Source organism: Aquimarina agarivorans, from assembly GCF_000218485.1.
GTDB lineage: Bacteria > Bacteroidota > Bacteroidia > Flavobacteriales > Flavobacteriaceae > Aquimarina > Aquimarina agarivorans.
Genome location: NZ_AFPB01000124.1, coordinates 25,348 through 42,294, shown reverse-complemented (window position 1 = coordinate 42,294; position 16,947 = coordinate 25,348). Strand labels below are relative to the sequence as shown.

At 33.8% G+C, this 16,947-nt stretch carries 17 protein-coding genes and 1 pseudogene; 7 read left to right on the top strand and 11 right to left on the bottom strand.

What is annotated here, in order from left to right; all coding sequences use genetic code 11:
* Positions 1-28 precede the first annotated feature (28 nt).
* The 10 genes and pseudogenes from GMC_RS0106590 to pdxA form a co-directional block, all read right to left on the bottom strand.
* On the bottom strand, positions 29-733 hold the full coding sequence (locus GMC_RS0106590; protein WP_316928966.1) for a 7TM diverse intracellular signaling domain-containing protein: 705 nt from the start codon (positions 731-733) through the stop codon (positions 29-31).
* A gap of 333 nt (positions 734-1,066) precedes the next feature.
* Positions 1,067-1,423 (bottom strand): helix-turn-helix domain-containing protein, encoded by a 357-nt coding sequence (locus GMC_RS0106585; RefSeq protein ID WP_010521393.1) that lies wholly within the window; start codon positions 1,421-1,423, stop codon positions 1,067-1,069.
* 1 nt (position 1,424) lies between these two features.
* Positions 1,425-1,718, bottom strand: coding sequence for a type II toxin-antitoxin system HigB family toxin (locus GMC_RS0106580; RefSeq protein WP_010521392.1), 294 nt, complete (start codon positions 1,716-1,718; stop codon positions 1,425-1,427).
* 1,114 nt (positions 1,719-2,832) lie between these two features.
* Positions 2,833-3,198 (bottom strand): cupin domain-containing protein, encoded by a 366-nt coding sequence (locus GMC_RS0106570; RefSeq protein WP_010521391.1) that lies wholly within the window; start codon positions 3,196-3,198, stop codon positions 2,833-2,835.
* Between the two features lie 424 nt (positions 3,199-3,622).
* The gene (accC, locus tag GMC_RS0106565; protein WP_010521390.1) at positions 3,623-4,960 is read right to left on the bottom strand and encodes an acetyl-CoA carboxylase biotin carboxylase subunit; all 1,338 of its coding nucleotides are present in this window, start codon (positions 4,958-4,960) and stop codon (positions 3,623-3,625) included.
* 30 nt (positions 4,961-4,990) lie between these two features.
* Positions 4,991-5,485, bottom strand: a complete 495-nt coding sequence (accB, locus tag GMC_RS0106560) for an acetyl-CoA carboxylase biotin carboxyl carrier protein (protein ID WP_010521389.1) — start codon at positions 5,483-5,485, stop codon at positions 4,991-4,993.
* Positions 5,486-5,520: 35 nt separating this feature from the next.
* Positions 5,521-6,519: a beta-ketoacyl-ACP synthase III gene (locus tag GMC_RS0106555; protein WP_010521388.1), complete on the bottom strand. Its 999-nt coding sequence runs from the start codon at positions 6,517-6,519 to the stop codon at positions 5,521-5,523.
* 394 nt (positions 6,520-6,913) lie between these two features.
* Complete coding sequence (rpmF, locus tag GMC_RS0106550; protein WP_010521387.1) at positions 6,914-7,111, bottom strand: 50S ribosomal protein L32; 198 nt, start codon at positions 7,109-7,111, stop codon at positions 6,914-6,916.
* 7 nt (positions 7,112-7,118) lie between these two features.
* A pseudogene (locus tag GMC_RS19325) lies at positions 7,119-7,663 on the bottom strand (YceD family protein).
* A 66-nt stretch (positions 7,664-7,729) separates the two neighbouring features.
* Positions 7,730-8,794, bottom strand: coding sequence for a 4-hydroxythreonine-4-phosphate dehydrogenase PdxA (gene pdxA / locus GMC_RS0106540; protein WP_029489632.1), 1,065 nt, complete (start codon positions 8,792-8,794; stop codon positions 7,730-7,732).
* A 75-nt stretch (positions 8,795-8,869) separates the two neighbouring features.
* On the opposite strand from pdxA, the gene GMC_RS0106535 reads away from it, so the two are divergent.
* A complete protein-coding gene (locus GMC_RS0106535) occupies positions 8,870-9,463 on the top strand; it encodes a riboflavin synthase (RefSeq protein ID WP_010521384.1) in 594 nt (197 codons plus the stop codon).
* Positions 9,464-9,941: 478 nt separating this feature from the next.
* On the opposite strand, the gene yiaA is transcribed toward GMC_RS0106535, so the two are convergent.
* The gene (yiaA, locus tag GMC_RS0106530; RefSeq protein WP_010521383.1) at positions 9,942-10,421 is read right to left on the bottom strand and encodes an inner membrane protein YiaA; all 480 of its coding nucleotides are present in this window, start codon (positions 10,419-10,421) and stop codon (positions 9,942-9,944) included.
* A gap of 189 nt (positions 10,422-10,610) precedes the next feature.
* Between yiaA and GMC_RS21645 the strand changes: the two genes are divergently transcribed.
* The 6 genes from GMC_RS21645 to GMC_RS0106500 all read left to right on the top strand — a co-directional run bounded on the left by GMC_RS21645 (position 10,611) and on the right by GMC_RS0106500 (position 16,929).
* Positions 10,611-12,086, top strand: a complete 1,476-nt coding sequence (locus GMC_RS21645) for a hypothetical protein (RefSeq protein ID WP_010521382.1) — start codon at positions 10,611-10,613, stop codon at positions 12,084-12,086.
* Positions 12,087-12,289: 203 nt separating this feature from the next.
* Positions 12,290-13,093 carry a DUF8213 domain-containing protein gene (locus GMC_RS0106520; protein ID WP_010521381.1) on the top strand — a complete coding sequence of 268 codons (804 nt, stop codon included), beginning with the start codon at positions 12,290-12,292 and terminating at the stop codon, positions 13,091-13,093.
* Between the two features lie 367 nt (positions 13,094-13,460).
* The gene (locus GMC_RS0106515) at positions 13,461-14,243 is read left to right on the top strand and encodes an ABC transporter ATP-binding protein (protein ID WP_010521380.1); all 783 of its coding nucleotides are present in this window, start codon (positions 13,461-13,463) and stop codon (positions 14,241-14,243) included.
* A 54-nt stretch (positions 14,244-14,297) separates the two neighbouring features.
* On the top strand, positions 14,298-15,470 hold the full coding sequence (locus GMC_RS0106510; protein WP_010521379.1) for an ABC transporter permease: 1,173 nt from the start codon (positions 14,298-14,300) through the stop codon (positions 15,468-15,470).
* Positions 15,471-15,484: 14 nt separating this feature from the next.
* Positions 15,485-15,970, top strand: a complete 486-nt coding sequence (locus GMC_RS0106505; protein WP_010521378.1) for a regulatory protein RecX — start codon at positions 15,485-15,487, stop codon at positions 15,968-15,970.
* Positions 15,971-16,530: 560 nt separating this feature from the next.
* Positions 16,531-16,929: a hypothetical protein gene (locus GMC_RS0106500; RefSeq protein ID WP_010521377.1), complete on the top strand. Its 399-nt coding sequence runs from the start codon at positions 16,531-16,533 to the stop codon at positions 16,927-16,929.
* The last annotated feature ends 18 nt before the right edge of the window (positions 16,930-16,947 follow it).

The following is a 16,947-nucleotide window of genomic DNA, read 5'->3' as shown; positions in this document are numbered from 1 at the left end:
AACTAAAAAGTTATACGATTGTATTCACCTACGCTTGCTTTTCGTTTATTACATTTAAAAAATCTTCTAAACTATCATCAGAAGTAAGACTTAATTTCTTTTTTAGTCTGGCCCTTGCCATTTTTACGGCATGTACCGTAGTTCCTCTAAGTTCTGCAATTTCTTTTCGAGTCAGTTTCATTTTAGAAAAGGTCGCAATTTCAATATCTGTTTTTGACAAATTGGGAAACTTCCCTGTAAGTTGAAAAATAAAACTTGCATTATGCTCGGCAATTTGCTGTTTAATAACCAACACTTTTTCATCTTCTAATTTACTTGACCGAATATCTGCTAAAATAGAATACGTATCCACCTTAGTTTTATTTTTAATTACTTTTTGTAAATCTTCGGCAATTTTTATTTTTGACTGCAATTTTTTTACACTTTGCATTTGCAGAGACAAAATCTCCCTTGTTCTCAATGAAATATCTTTTTCTTTAGAAATTAATTGCGTTACTAAATCCAATTTTTCTGTTTCCAACGTACGGTATCGATCAACAACGGCTAAGGAGAGCAAAATGGCTTCCAACACGGATCCCATCATATAGGCATTGAGTGTAAATACATTTTCTGGGAGCACCGCAAATACTGTTAGCATATAGATGACAATCGTAGTGCAATAACATGTCCAAGCTATAACAAGATATTTTGCAAACGAATTGCCTGCCAGATACGTAACAATACCATTGCAAATTATCGCTTACTTTGGGGTGCGAGGTCCACCAAAGCGCTTGCTACATAAACTAAAGACGACATAGATTTTTTTAAAATCCCTTTTATAGGGTCAGGATAAATATTGTCTAAACTTAAAGAAAATAGCTTAAAATCAAATTAGTACCCACATAAAACTTATAATCTGTAATAATGGATTCATTTTTTGCTAGCTAGAGAGGGGATCAAGCAGTGAAGTCTTTTAAAAACGGGCTTGTACTTTTTAATACTTTTTGGCATTGGTCAACATCGCATTCATCTACAGCCTATCGGTAAGACGAATGCTTTATGTATTATAGTGCTTTCCGCCATGCCTTTAATAATCTTGTATCAACACTTCTGTTGGAATGTGTAACTTTTCGTTTAGTTTTCTGATCATATCTAAAGTCAGTTTGCGTTTTTTGTTCATTATTTCGCTTACTCGACTTTTAAAACCAATCATTTCGACTAAGTCTTTTTGTTTCAATCCCATTTGCTCCATTCTAAAGTTTATAGCTGAAATTGGGTCTGGCATTCCGATTGGAAAATTGTCCTTTTCGTAGTTGTCAATAATTATTGCAAGAATTTCCAATTCATCGCCTTCGTCAGTTCCTCTTTTGGCATCAAAGATTACTTCTAAACGCTCAAGTGCTTTGTGGTAATCTACCTCGTTTCTAATCGGTTTAATATTCATCTTAAATTTCGTTTGCGTTAATTTTGTCATATTCAGCGTGCGTTCCTATAAAACGTACCCACGCAAGTTGATGCTCAAAGTTAAATTTTACAATCAATCGGTAATCATTTCCTTTAATATTAAAAACAATCCGATTGTCTTTTAAAATACTTGCATTTGGATATTCCGATTTGAGGTCGTTAATAGTCGACCAATCTGATTTTTCAGTTTCACGATACCATGTCTTCAATTGTAATTCGCAATTACTGTGCTTTTCCCAAAAATCTCGCAACGTTCCTCTCGAAAATATTTTCACTTCAATTTGTTTGACGCAAATATACTAAAAAAGTTACCAAATTGATAACTTTTGTGTTTTTTCAGCATTATGGGCAACGTTCAGTATAAGAAACGTAGGGCAGGTGACAAGCACTTACGTTTCGATTTATTACTTAGCTCAATATAAATATTTTGCTTTTATCTTTTTTACTATAAATGCCAAATTTTATATTTAGCGGACTTTGTTAACAAGCACAGAACTTTCGATTTAGTACAAACGCCCTATGTTTTTTTATACATTGTGTGTGCCTTGAATGGTAAATATAGTTCATTTAAATAAAGAATGTCCCAAAGGGTGCGAGTTCCGGATACGAGGAAGCAACGCTTCTAAGTAAAGCAAGTGGCAAGGTTGATTGGTATGACCCAATGATTGAAGTAAGCCAGACTGTGCCGTTAGTTCTGAGGAATATTTTTTTATGAGGCTATAAGGCAGGATAGGTAGGCACATAACTGCAACTTCAAAACGTTTTTTTAACGATAACCGAAGCAGTAGATTCAACCTAAATAAACTGTAAGCGACATTGGCTAAAAGTCCACTAAATGTTAAAGCGGAAAAGGCTAAGGAGAACCAGCGTCTTTGCCCTAAATGTAAAAAAGGGACTTTTGCAAATCATTGCTTACTTTGGGGTGCGAGGTCCACCAAAGCACTGGCTACAAAAACTAAAGACGACAAAGATTTTTAAATAATCCCATAATAGGGACAGGATAAATATTGTCTAAACTTAGAGGAAATAGCTTAAAATTGGATTAAACGAACATAAAACTTATAATCTGTAATAATGGATTCGTTTTTTGCTAGCTAGAGAGGGGATCAAGCAGTGAAGTCTTTTAAAAACGGGCTTGAACTTTTTAATACTTTTTGAAATTAAGGAGCATCCCTCACCACTTTCCCCATAAATCCATCACCGGGTCAGTCAACATCGCATTCATCTATAGCCTATCGGCAAGACGAATGCTTTATGTGTTGTAAACTGGCTATCTCCACTTTGTAATTCAACAAAATTTCCTTTCAGTCAAAAGTTCTTATATAAAAATCAGCAAGTTTTTCCAATTTAAACTTATAATGTTAGTATGAGCAAATTTCATTTTACAAACTAAATTTTATCTAATTCTGATACGGTTAACTCATTTTGTGTATTTCCAGTGTTTAGTGTTGATGCTGGTTCAAATAACATTACACTAACTTCTTCAGGTGCAAATGGCTTATGTTCTACTCCTTTTGGAATGACAACAAATTCACCTTTATTTATTTCTAAAGTCTTATCTGTTAATTCGATGAATAATTTTCCATCAATTACATAAAAAAGTTCATCTTCAAATTCGTGTTTATGCATTACAAACTCTCCTTTGAACTTTGCTATTTTAACAAATTGATTGTTTAATTCTCCAACTATTTTTGGTGTCCAATATTCGTTAAATGTCTTTAGTTTTGAATCTAAATTAACTTTATTTATTTCCATTAGTATCGTTTTTGAGCTTGTTTACAACAATTTTATATGTGAATCAGTACAGACATATCTCCAAAACTATCAGGATTTTTCGAATCACCAAATTTTTAAAGCTTATTTTTATTTTAGACGCTTAATTTTCAAATAATTAAAACCTTTTTCTTAATATTAAGAATCATTTGAAACAATGCTGACCAAGTTTAAACAATTACCTATACGAATTCACTGAATTAAAATGCGCATTTACAAATTCTACATCAACATAAAAAAGAACCGTAACACATGCTATGCTTATTTTTCTGATTTGTATGACTCCTAAACCCATCATTTTTCTCTAAGGCAAATTCAAACACGAAATGATATTAAACGTATGATTTTTTCATAAAAAAAGCCCCAACTTACAAGTTGAGGTTTTTTTTGTTATCATTTTAAGCGTTTATTGAATTTCAAAATCTTCCATAAATTTTGTGGTATAATCACCAGCTACATAGTCTGGATGATCCATTAATTGCCTGTGGAAAGGAATGGTTGTTTTTATACCTTCGATAATAAATTCATCCAAAGCACGCTTCATTTTATTGATCGCTTCATCACGCGTTTGTGCTGTGGTAATAAGCTTTGCTATCATGGAATCGTAATTAGGAGGTATCATGTAACCACTATACACATGTGTATCTACACGTACACCGTGACCTCCTGGAATATGTAAATTTGTAATTTTTCCTGGTGATGGTCTGAATCCGTTATGCGGATCTTCCGCATTGATACGGCATTCGATTGAGTGTAATTCTGGAAAATAATTTTTCCCTGAAATAGGTGTTCCTGACGCTACTAAAATTTGTTCTCGAATTAAATCATAGTTTACTACCTCTTCCGTGATTGGGTGTTCTACCTGAATACGGGTATTCATTTCCATAAAATAGAAATTCCGGTGTTTATCAACCAAAAATTCTACGGTTCCTGCGCCTTCGTATTTGATAAATTCTGCAGCTTTTACTGCGGCGTTCCCCATGGCTTCCCTTAGTTCATCCGTCATAAATGGCGACGGTGTTTCTTCGGTTAGTTTTTGATGGCGGCGTTGTACGGAGCAATCTCTTTCGGACAAGTGACAGGCTTTTCCTTTACTGTCCCCAACAATTTGTATTTCAATATGTCTAGGCTCTTCAATAAGCTTTTCCAAATACATGCCATCGTTTCCGAAACATGCTTTTGCTTCCTGACGAGCATCTTCCCAGGCTTTTTCAAGGTCTTCTGCAGCCCAAACTGCTCGCATTCCTTTTCCTCCACCTCCAGCAGTAGCTTTTAGCATTACTGGGTAGCCTACTTCCTCGGCCAATTTTACAGTTTCTTCAAAGGATTCCAACACCCCTTCGGATCCTGGTACAGTGGGAACGCCTGCTTCGATCATGGTCGCTTTCGCGGAAGCTTTATCCCCCATGCGGTTGATCATTTCGGCACTAGCCCCAATAAATTTGATATCGTGCTCTTCACAAATTTTTGAAAAGTTAGCGTTTTCAGACAAAAAACCGTAGCCAGGGTGAATGGCATCGGCGTTTGTAATTTCTGCAGCAGCAATAATACTTGAAATTTTTAAGTAGGATTCATTACTTGGTGCAGGACCAATACATACGGCTTCATCGGCAAAGCGTACGTGTAAACTATCAGCATCGGCAGTAGAGTATACAGCAACTGTTTTAATGCCCATTTCCTTACAAGTACGAATGACACGAAGTGCAATTTCGCCTCGGTTGGCAATTAATATTTTTTTAAACATAATAGTACGTTTAGTTACCTAAAAAGCGACCTACGAGGGGTCTACCAAAAATAAGGGTTGATCAAATTCCACTGGAGAAGAGTCATCCACTAGTACTTTTACTATTTTACCTGAAACTTCGCTTTCTATTTCATTGAAAAGTTTCATTGCTTCAATAACGCAAAGTACATCGCCTTCATTGATAGTATCGCCAACTTCAATAAAATTTGGTTTGTCCGGGGATGGTTTACGATAAAAAGTACCAATAATAGGTGATTTAACGGTAATATATTTTGAATCCTCATCAGCAGCCGAAGGGGTTCCGGCAGCAGCAGGTGTTACCACATCTTGTGTTGGAGCAGCAACGGGAGCAACTGGTTGTGGTACTGCGGGTGCAGCACTTGGCATTTGCTGTATAATTGTTGTTTCCTTGTCATCGGATCCTGTCCTAATGGTGATTTTAACATCATCCATTTCTAATTTCACTTCGCTTGCACCTGATTTAGCCACAAACTTGATAAGGTTTTGAATTTCCTTTAAATCCATGATATAGATATGTTGTTAGTTATTGTTGTATTTGGTTAAGAATTATAAGCCCACTTTAAATAAACTGAGCCCCACGTAAATCCACCTCCAAAGGAAGCAAATACTAAGGTATCTCCTTTTTTAAATTTCTTTTCAAAATCGTTGAGCACTAAAGGAATGGTGGCTGATGTGGTATTTCCGTACTTTTCAATATTGATCAGTACTTTACTTTCATCTTTTAACCTCATTCGGTTAGCTGTGGCATCAATAATACGCTTATTTGCTTGGTGAGCCACCAACCAGTCGACATCATTGTTGGTCAAGTTATTGCGTTCCATTACTTTTTCGCACGCACCTGCCATACTTGAAACCGCGTATTTGAATACTGTTCTTCCGTCCTGTTTTATGAAATGTTGTTTGTTTTCTATGGTTTGTTGTGTAGTTGGATGTAAGGATCCTCCAGCTTCAATGCGTAAAAAATTACGTCCTACGCCATCACTACGTAAATACTCATCCTGCAACCCCAAACCTTCATCATTAGGTTCAAATAGTGCAGCTCCTGCGCCATCGCCAAAAATGATACAAGTAGTACGGTCGGTATAATCTACAATGGACGACATTTTATCCGCTCCTATAACCAGTACCTTAGTGTACCTACCAGACTGTACATAACTTGCTGCGGTTGACATGCCGTACAAAAAGCTTGAACATGCTGCGGCTAAATCGTATCCAAAGGCATTTACGGCACCAATTTCAGTAGCTACATGTGCTGCCGTAGCCGCAACTGACATATCAGGGGTGGCTGTGGCCACAATGATCATATCAATTTCAGCAGGATCCAGCTTGCGTTTTGCAAGGACATCCTTGGCTGCTTTTATTGCCATGTATGAAGTAGCCTTTTCGGGATCTTTTAAAATACGACGTTCTTTAATTCCCGTTCGCGTAGTGATCCATTCATCATTAGTATCCACAAGACCCTCCAACTCTTTATTGGTCAATTTATAGTCTGGTACATATGCACCAACAGCTGTTATAGCCGCTGTAATTTTACTCATAACAGTAGGTTAAAATTTCCTTACAAGAACAAAAATGCTTCAAAATGAAGCAAAACTGACCTTTTTTAAGCAAATGTTGTGCAAATTAAGTCGATTTTGACACATATTCAACTAAAAACAAAAAAAACGCTCGTTAATTGAGCGTTTTTCGATATAATGTTATGCATGCCTAATAAATAATTCAACATACATTAAATTTAATACATAATTGAATCTACTTGCAACCTAAAATTATCACAATTTTACACAAAAAGTAATAATAAGTTTTATAAAAAATTATGCTTGCGCTAAAACTAGTTGGAAAAATTACCAGTATTAGCTTTAGGAAAACCTATTTACTTTTATTTATATATAATTTACAAAACAAATTGTATTATCAATTTGGAAAGTAAATTTAAGCTACAGCTTCTTCTGAATTATCAATAAGTACATTACCGCGGTAATATAATTTACCTTCGTGCCAGTGAGCTCTGTGGTATAAATGTGCTTCACCAGTGGTTGCATCAGTTCCAATTTGTGGAGTAGTTGCTTTGTAATGTGTTCTTCTTTTATCTCTTCTTGTTTTGGAGATTTTTCTCTTAGGATGTGCCATAACTCAGTTATTTATTATCTTTTAGTAGATTCTTTAATTTATTCCATCGAGGATCAATATCCTCTTCGTTTTTACTTTTTCTTTTGTTTCCTTTGGGGCCAATGTTTCCAAATGCTCCAGTATGTCTGATTCCAGCGTTCCATCTTCCACCCCAGGGTGCACTCTTTTTGATGGTACAGCCAACACAATACATTCATAAATATATTGCGAAACGTTTATTTCGTATGAACCATGAGGAATAACAAGTATTTCTTCATTTTCATCATTAAATTCGTTTCCAAATTTAACTACAACAAACAGCTCATTACTTATTGGTAAATCAAAAGGCTCCGTAGTAACGTCGCAGTCCACATTTACTTTACCAGTGGCTTTAAAATTTAGTTCAAAAAAAGTGCTTTTTTTGTTAAATTCTAAAGTTACCGTTACGGCTGTACTATTGTACTCTTCAAATTCAAATAACGATAAAAAGTCGTTTCCAACTTGATATTCAAACTGATGAATTCCTTGCTTTAAACCAACAAAAGGAATCAAATACTCCTTGAATGTTTTCATAGACACTTCAGTTTGTTGCACTTTACGCAAGATAAAGGCGGGTGCAAAGATAATAAAAAATTGATACTAACTATTTTTTACATGCATTTTTTTTATCACTCCTTTTTTTAAAGGATTGGCCGTTAGTTCAGCATGTAAATTTCGTTGTTTAAAAATACTAATGGCTTTAAATACAGCTTCAGCAAAGGAACTATGGTCGGCTTTATTTTTGCCTGCTATTTCAAAAGCTGTTCCGTGATCGGGGGAGGTGCGGATCTTAGATAAACCTGCAGTAAAATTAACTCCTTGACCAAATGACAAGGTTTTAAAAGGAATTAATCCCTGATCATGATAGGTAGCCACCACGGCATCAAACTGTTTGTAATTGTTGGATCCAAAAAAACTATCTGCTGCGTAAGGTCCAAATACCAATTTACCGGCTTCTTTTATTTTTTCTAACGTGGGTTTTAATACCTCATCGTCCTCTTGGCCTATAACCCCATTATCTCCCGTATGCGGATTAATACCCAATACGGCAATTTTAGGTTTTGATATCCCAAAATCCTTTATTAATGAATGGTGAATGGTGCTAATTTTTTGACTAATAACGCCAGGAGTTAATTGTTTGACCACATCATTTAATGCCACATGATCGGTAAGCAACCCCACTTTTAGTTCATCAGTAATCATAAACATCAAACTTTCGCCTTCCAACTCTTGATTCAAATAGTCAGTATGGCCCGGAAATTTAAAGTCTTTGGACTGTACCGCGGTTTTATGAATGGGAGCAGTTACCAAAACGTCAACCTGGTCGTTTTTTAATGCTTCGGTAGCAGCGGTTAGGGATTTGATGGCATATTCGCCAATTTTTACATCTTCCTTGCCAAAACTGATGGATACAGCCTCATTCCATACATTAAAAACGTTTAGTTTTTTTTCAACAATTTCATCTAACGATTTGATGTGTTGTAAATGCGTTTTGGTTTTACTATTTTTTCTAAAAAAGGATAATAGTTTTGAATTTGCAAAAATAACCGGGGTGCAAAAGTCAAACATCCTAGGATCGTCAAATGTTTTTAATACCACCTCGGGACCAATGCCATTTAGGTCGCCTATTGAAATTCCAACACGTATTTTAGGTTCTTTCATCATTATTCAGGTTTCTGTAAAAGCTAATCACTAAATTTGTGTAGCGTAAAGGCAAATTTAACTAAATAAAACAATCTTATGTTTACAGGAATTGTAGAAACTTTTGGCGAAATTGTTTCGCTTAACCATGAAAAAGACAATTTACACCTTACTATACGTTCAAATTTTACCAGCGAATTAAAAATTGACCAAAGTGTAGCCCATAATGGGGTATGCTTAACTGTTGTTGCTATTGAAAATGACTTGTATACTGTTACTGCAATAAAGGAAACGTTGGACAAAACTAATTTAAATACGCTTGCCGTTGGCGATGTTATTAACTTGGAGCGCGGCATGAAACTTGGAGATCGACTTGATGGTCATATTGTTCAGGGACATGTGGATCAAACCGCTACGTGTACGTCTATTGAAGAAACAGAGGGAAGTTGGCAATTTACCTTTAGTTATGACCCTGCATTAAATAATATTACCATTGAAAAAGGCTCAATTACGGTAAATGGAACCAGCTTAACGGTAGTAAATTCCAAACGAAATGAATTTAGTGTATGTATTATTCCGTATACTTACGAACATACTAATTTTAAAAATTTTAAAGTGGGAACTGTGGTAAATTTAGAATTTGATGTTATTGGAAAATATGTAAGTCGTTTGACGGAGTTTGGGTTGAAATAATATTTTAAAATGATTATTATCAATATTTTATATTAAATTTATACATAACTTAAATTTAATTATCATGAAAAGAATAGCCACTTTTATTCTTTTTTATTTTATCACTTTCTTCTTTTGCCCGAAATTCTGACTTAAAAGAAATTGTAGTATCAGCTGTAGCATTAAATCACACTGGAGATTCTTACAGGTTTTATATAATCGGACAAGCTTCAGGGCTTGCAAGAGACAGAGCTCAACTTATTGCTATTGCATCTTCTAGGCTATAGCTAATTCGACAGCTGTAACAAATAACCCCAATCCACTAATAACACATATTTTTGATTCAAGAAACCCTTCAAGAAATATAAGAAACCACAGAGAGGTTAGAAGAAACTTACCATAAAACGATCTCAAACCCACAAAAAATGGCCATTAAAAAATGACCATTTCCATCATCAAAAAAAGGAGCGACAATAAAATGAAGCTCCTTCTTTTGTTGTTATTTTTCCTTTAAACTGTCGATATATTTTTTATCACGTGTATTTTTTTGTACGGCTATGGCCGAAAATAAACTCAATAAAAAAGACATGCTATAAAATCCTTTTTCACTTAAATCCAAATCGGCGTTCCAAAGGCCGATGACTAATAAAGTGATGGATGCCAATGCCGCAAACCAACTGATTCCATAATACATTTCAGTCACGGACAATCCTTCTAGTTTATCACGCACGTTTTTTTGTACGGATACTGCTGAAAATAACCCAAACAATAAAATGGTAAAATAGTATCCCTTTTCATTCAACTGCATTTCAGTATTAAATAGTCCTATACAAAAGGCTACAATACCTGCCATTAAAGCAACCCATGACGCTCCCGTAAATGCAGGCGTTGGTTTTTGGTCAAATACTACCGTTTTGTTGTTTTCGGTATGTTCAACTCCTTTTTCTTCTGTTACTTCATTACTAAACTTGTATTCCATAATTTCTATTTTTTTGATGATTTATACTGTTGTCAAAAATTGATTACTTCGTTTTGACAGTACAAATTTGCTTCAATTCAACCTAACTAAAAAAGCTATCTTTTTATAAAAATTACGATATATTTACCTATTTAATTATGTAAATATGCTAAAATAAGTATAGTTAGCTATTAAAAACTTACGATATAAATGAATACTTTAGTTTCAATTATTCAAAATTTGAGTAGTAGTGAGCGAGCTACCTTCTTGCTACAGCTAAAAAAAAAGAATAAAAGACACGATACTAAAAATATTCAGTTATTTAAATTACTTGAACAGGATGTTGTGTCTTCTGATTTAAGTGTGCTGCTTTATGGTAAAAAAGCAACTGGCGCCTTCCATGCGCTTTGCAAAAGATTACATGATAGTTTAATTGAATTTATAGCCACACAAAATTTTGCCAGTGAAAGCTCCGAAGAATTCGAAATTTTGAAATTTTTAATGGCAAGTCGCGTATTTTTTGAACAGAAACAATACAATATTGCTTTTAAAACGTTACGCAAAGCAGAACAGCAGGCGTTAAAATTTAATTTATATGCTATTTTAAACGAAGTGTATTACACCAAAATTCAATATGCGCATCATAACACTAAATTAGAAGTTACCGAAATTATTACTCAACAAAAAGCAAATAAAATTGCTTTGCAGCACGAAGAAAATTTGAACATTTTTTATGCTATGGTTCAAAATCAGCTGAGCAAAGATTTAAAATCAACTGAAAAGATTATACGCGAAAATTTGTCCAATTTCAACATTTCAATTTCCGAAAGCCTGGACCATAAATCTTTATACAAAATTTTAGAAATAGTTACCCAAAAAGCAAATATCAACAGGGATTACGGGGCTGTGTTGGATTTTGTGGAAGATAGCTATCGGGCATTAAATGTCAATTCCCGAAAAGCAGACAAACAATTGTTTTACCACATTCAGGTGTTGTACTACGTAGCTAATGCTTATTTTAGGAATCGAAATTTTAATGCTTCGGATACGTACTTACAGTTGATGCATGTCCAAATGCAGGAACAGCAAAACAAATACTATGCACGGTTTACGCCCCAATACACCCTGCTGAAATCATTAGTATTAAACTACAGTAGTCAAGCTGAAAAGGCAATTGCGTTACTCACCAGCTTTAACTTTGCAAAACATACTAATCAATTATCCTATATTTTGGATTTGCAACTTAGTTTAGTAGTTTTTTATTTTCAGCAATCCGAATTTAAATTGGCGTTAGGTGGCATTAACCAGTTTCAGCACAGCGATCAATGGTACGCCAAAAAAGCAAGCACTATTTGGGTAATTAAAAAAGCCTTAATTGATATTTTACTACATATTGAATTGGATCATTTTGAGGTTGTAGCATCTAAAATTAAAAGTTTTCAGAAAAAATATACAAGCGTGTTAAAGCAACGTAAGGAAACTAAAGTATTGCATTTTATTTCTTGTATAAATCAATTTTATTTTAATTTAAAAAATCCTAAAACCAGTAAAGAATTTGAAAAGTTGACTCAACAATTGGATACTCAAAAAGAGGATTTGTTTATACTTAGTTTTTACGCTTGGCTTAACGCCAGAATTAATAAATTGGATTTATATACAACTACGTTACAGTTGATCCGTAGGTAAATTTTTTAGCGGTATTAAAATCGGATGTTGCTAATTTTAGCCATTAAACACAATACTTTACTAGCGTACTAAAACTTAATTAACCTACAGTAAATAGTGAACTAAACTAACGGAGTGTCTTATAACAGTTTGGTAACAACGGGCATTCAACTGGGTTACAATTGACTTATAATTTTACAATACTAAACTAAAATACTTAAGTCATGAAAACAAGTTTGCTTACCCCTTTACTTTTATTATTTATAGTTTTACTTACTGGCTGTAGCAAAAATGATGATGCTACTATAGCTCAAGAGTCTATTGGATTGGAAGTCCAAGAAAAGTCTTCATTTTCAGGTAAAACAATAATTAACGGTTATAAAATACATTATAAAGTACTTTCAAATCAAGAAGGAATTTATACCACTGAAATTGCCATTGATAAAAAAATGTTAGAAGCCGCTGTAGATTTTACGGATGAACACATCGATTTTAATACCAACGACACCGCTTTAACTAGCGAAGAAAAAAATATTTTATTAGCCTTAGGCGAAGAAATTTCGCTGTATTTATTTCAGAAAAAAACTACTGAGAATTTTACAATGTCGGAATATACATTGTTGCGCTTATTGGAATATTGGGGGAAATCTCCTGAGGGTTATGTGCACCATACCCGAAAAACTGCTCCCTTAATTACGGATGGGGATGTTGGTAAAAAGGGGGTAGATGAAGGCATTGCGTGCATCCGAAAAAATACCTTTATAAATGCTGAATATGACAATGCCAACGGCAAATCAATTGTTGAAAGAGTACAAGTAAATGGAAATAGGTGTTTAGGTCGATGTGGATCTGGTTGCCCTTCTTTTTTTACGCTTGCCAGTGCTTGGACAAAGGATTGCTTAGATCATGACCGATGCGGAAGGGCTTTGGGAGGTAGTACAAATCCTTTTGATAGCAATTGTGGTGATGAATATGCCGATGCTGCCGATGATTATTTGTTTGGTGTTTTACGCGGCTGTAGTGGGTAACATTGTTTTCAATGTTAATTTTTCCATTTCAAATCGTTCTATTTTATACAGAAAAAAAATCCTAATTTTTTGTTGAGAAATTTAAAACTTTAGCTGATGCGAGTGTCTCGCTCGTATTTCAAAACAAATGATACAAAACCACTTTTAACTTTGATAAGTTAGGAGTGGTTTTTTCGGTTTGAAAAAATGTTAGTTTTTTACACTCCAGCTGTGCGAAGTTTATAACTTCTTTCCAATAAAGGGAATAATATAAAGTCACTTCGGTAATGAAGTGGTTGTTTATTAGTAGATTTTTTATGAATTTCATATATTGGAAATACCTTAAAGTAAGTTGTTTATTTATTAAAAATAGCTGTATTTTGAACTTATGATTGATGTTAAAAACGTTACCAAAAAATATACATTAACTAAAAAACAACAGAAAGAGCTGCAAACAAATACGCAATCAGTTTTTGCTGTAAATAATGTAAGTTTTACCTGTACGCCTGGCAAAGTCTTTTCCTTACTTGGGCCCAACGGAGCAGGAAAAACTACCTTGTTGCGTATGGTAGCTACTATTTTAAAACCAACTGAAGGCACTATTTTAGTCAATAATAAAAGTACCATTACAAATGCTACTGAGGTTCAAAAATCTATCGGATTTTTAACAGGTTCTACCAATTTGTATGACAAACTTACTCCACAGGAAACCGTTACTTACTTTGGTAAATTACACGGCATCAGCAAAAGTGGCATTCAACAACGGACACAATTGCTTTTTGATCAGTTAAATATCCATGAATTTTCAACCAAGCGTATTAGTCAATTATCTACAGGAATGAAACAAAAAGTGTCCATTGCTCGTAGTATGATTCATGATCCTGATGTTGTTATATTTGATGAACCTACATCGGGACTTGATGTAATTACTGCTAATAGTATTATTGAACTAATTAAGCAATGTAAGGCAGCAGGAAAAACAATTATTTTTTCTTCGCATATTATGAGTGAAGTGGATTTACTTTGCGATGAATTAGCTATAATAAATCACGGAAAAATTATTTACAATGATGCTATGGATAATTTTAGAATGCAGCTTAATGGGCAGTCACTTACCGAAGCTTTTATAGACATTGTTAAAAATAACACCTTAGCTCATCAAGAAATTTAAAACTAAATTTCAAATTAGAAGTACATTAATTAAGTTATCCTATTACAATTATCCATGCAAATTATAGTATCAGTATTAAAAAAAGAACTTATTTGTCAATTACGTGATAAAAGAACACTTGTTAGTATGCTTATTTCTATACTGGCAATTCCTTTAATACTATTTCTAACTTTTAAAGTGCAAAGCAATTTTATTAATAAAGAAAATAACAAGCAACTAAAAGTTGCTTTTGTGGGCGAGACTCCTTCTTTTTTAGAAGATAAATTTAAAAGTAAGCAATTTAAAATTCAGTCTAACCTTTCGTTAGTTGAAGGTTTGGACGCACTCCATAAAGACAGTTTGGATGCTATAATTGAAACAAATGCAAAATTTGAGTCTGTTGTTGATGCGCAACAAACAGGGACAATAAATGTATATCACAAATCAGAATCATTTGTCACTTTACAAAAGATAACCGCTCAAATAGATGCCTTAAAATCGCAAATTGTTTCGCAAAGACTTAGCAAACTGGCTATTGATGAGCAACTAATTACGCCAATAGTCATAAATCCTATTGATTTAACCTCAAACCAAGAAAAATTTGGAAAGGCATTAGGTGGATTTTTACCTTATATTTTTGTATTAACTTGTTTATTGGGATGTTTGTATCCTTCAATTGAACTCATTACGGGTGAAAAAGAAAAAGGCACCGTAGAAACTATTTTAACCACACCCGCATCGCGTTTTCATATTCTTTTCGGAAAAATTTTATGCATAGCCCTTATGGGATTAACGTTAGCCATACTTTCTGTTTCAGGAATTTTAATGGGAGTTAAATTTATTAATGATATTCCAAAAGAAATTAGCGAAACCTTACATCAAATTTTAAGTCTTAAATTTTTAATCATGCTATTTGTCATGCTTGTTCCTTTAAGTTTGTTTTTCGGAAGTTTATTAACTGCGCTGGTAGTTAGAGCAAAAACATTTAAAGAAGCACAAAGTATAACAACCCCCGTTAATTTAGTTGTTGTTTTTCCAGTTGCAATGGCATTGTTACCTGGAGTTGAATTAAACTGGAACACTGCTTTTATTCCAATTCTTAATTTGTCTTTAGCTACCAAAGAAATTATTGCAGGGACCATTGAGCTTCCTTATTATTTTGCCATCGTATTTTCATTAATTTTGCTGGCATTAGCTACCTTATATTATAGCTATAAACAATACACTAAGGAGTCCATGGTGTTGTAATAATTAGTTTTTTAATGATTCAAAAAAAATCAACCACTTACCCCGAGGCAAAAAAAAAGCTGGAGCATTATTGTGCTTATCAGGAGCGTTGTCATTGGGAAGTAGAGCAAAAACTGAATGAATTTCATTTAATTACTGAAGCCAGAGAAAAAATTATTATTCATCTTATTGAGCATAACTTTTTAAACGAAACACGCTTTGCTCAAAGTTTTGCCCGCGGAAAATTTACTATCAAGCATTGGGGGAAACGACGTATTACTCAGGAATTGAAACTTCGTAAAATTTCTACATACAATATAAAAAAAGCGCTACAGGAAATTGATGAAGAGGCATATTTAGAATCGTTTTCTGCGTTAAGCGAGCAAAAATGGAATAGCCTAAAAAATGAAACTAAAGAAAAAGCGAAGCAAAAGTTTATCAGTTATTTACAATATCGCGGGTGGGAAAGTCACTTAATTTTTGAAAAACTTAATCAACTAATTAGCGTGAGCTCGATGTAAAATTAAGGTGTCATTTCGAGTGATTTTTCGGAATGAAATGAAGAAAAATAGTACCAAGAAATAGTTTTAACAAAGAAAATTGACTCAATATAATTTCGTTGCGTTTCTCTCTATGAAACCAATTGATATGACAATTTAATAAGCACATTTTCTTATATCAAACTCTCGTCAATTGGCACTGGTAGTTTATAGTAATTTTTTTAATTCATTTAAAATACTAGTTTTTAATTTTAAATTACTCAAATAAAAATTAGGTTTTTTTTGGTTGATTAATAAATGGAGCCTAAGTTTAGCTAAGGCTCCGGTAATGTTTTATTATGGAGCATGAAATGAAAAAAATCATTTTAAACGGGAAATTTAATGTAGAAAACGGTACAAAATATCTTATCCCAATAGGATAATTTCAAAAGTTGCAACTCATTAAAGCATAACTGTTTGGTTTTTTTTGTTTTGTTAAATGTGAACTTTATAATACGCTTAGCTTGTATAAAAAAATAATTGAAGGTAGGGTAAATATTGATTAACCTGTTTAAGGTATAAATCAATTAAATTTAATTATTATGAAAAGAAATGCAGGGATTAATAAGTTAATCGGAATCGTATTAATGGCATGTGCTATAACTTTTGTTTCATGTGAAAATGAAGATGAAGTTAATTCAGAAACTATTGAAAAAGAAATTGTTGACACAGCAATAGATGATGATAAAGATCAAGACGAAGATACTAATGTTGCTGAGGATGCTGAAGATGGATCCTCTGAAAATCAGGACCAAGATTCTGATGAAAAAGAAGACGAGCAAGGTGATGCATCTGAAAATACTGATGCTACTCCAAGTGAAGAGGAAGGTCAGCCTACCACAGACCAAGACAACAGTGAGATGCCAACTGAGGACATGACACCCGTTGAAGAAAATGAAACGGTTACGGAACAAGAATTTGTTTTTCTTTTGCCAACCTGATAGCCTCTTCCGAAAGTG

Bases quoted from the DNA above. Each gene is read 5' to 3' on its own strand.
- GMC_RS0106585 (WP_010521393.1), bottom strand. From the start codon at position 1,423: ATGAATATTAAACCGATTAGAAACGAGGTAGATTACCACAAAGCACTT.
- GMC_RS0106570 (WP_010521391.1), bottom strand. From the start codon at position 3,198: ATGGAAATAAATAAAGTTAATTTAGATTCAAAACTAAAGACATTTAAC.
- accC (WP_010521390.1), bottom strand. From the start codon at position 4,960: ATGTTTAAAAAAATATTAATTGCCAACCGAGGCGAAATTGCACTTCGT.
- accB (WP_010521389.1), bottom strand. From the start codon at position 5,485: ATGGATTTAAAGGAAATTCAAAACCTTATCAAGTTTGTGGCTAAATCA.
- GMC_RS0106555 (WP_010521388.1), bottom strand. From the start codon at position 6,519: ATGAGTAAAATTACAGCGGCTATAACAGCTGTTGGTGCATATGTACCA.
- rpmF (WP_010521387.1), bottom strand. From the start codon at position 7,111: ATGGCACATCCTAAGAGAAAAATCTCCAAAACAAGAAGAGATAAAAGA.
- pdxA (WP_029489632.1), bottom strand. From the start codon at position 8,794: ATGATGAAAGAACCTAAAATACGTGTTGGAATTTCAATAGGCGACCTA.
- GMC_RS0106535 (WP_010521384.1), top strand. From the start codon at position 8,870: ATGTTTACAGGAATTGTAGAAACTTTTGGCGAAATTGTTTCGCTTAAC.
- yiaA (WP_010521383.1), bottom strand. From the start codon at position 10,421: ATGGAATACAAGTTTAGTAATGAAGTAACAGAAGAAAAAGGAGTTGAA.
- GMC_RS21645 (WP_010521382.1), top strand. From the start codon at position 10,611: ATGAATACTTTAGTTTCAATTATTCAAAATTTGAGTAGTAGTGAGCGA.
- GMC_RS0106520 (WP_010521381.1), top strand. From the start codon at position 12,290: ATGAAAACAAGTTTGCTTACCCCTTTACTTTTATTATTTATAGTTTTA.
- GMC_RS0106515 (WP_010521380.1), top strand. From the start codon at position 13,461: ATGATTGATGTTAAAAACGTTACCAAAAAATATACATTAACTAAAAAA.
- GMC_RS0106510 (WP_010521379.1), top strand. From the start codon at position 14,298: ATGCAAATTATAGTATCAGTATTAAAAAAAGAACTTATTTGTCAATTA.
- GMC_RS0106505 (WP_010521378.1), top strand. From the start codon at position 15,485: ATGATTCAAAAAAAATCAACCACTTACCCCGAGGCAAAAAAAAAGCTG.
- GMC_RS0106500 (WP_010521377.1), top strand. From the start codon at position 16,531: ATGAAAAGAAATGCAGGGATTAATAAGTTAATCGGAATCGTATTAATG.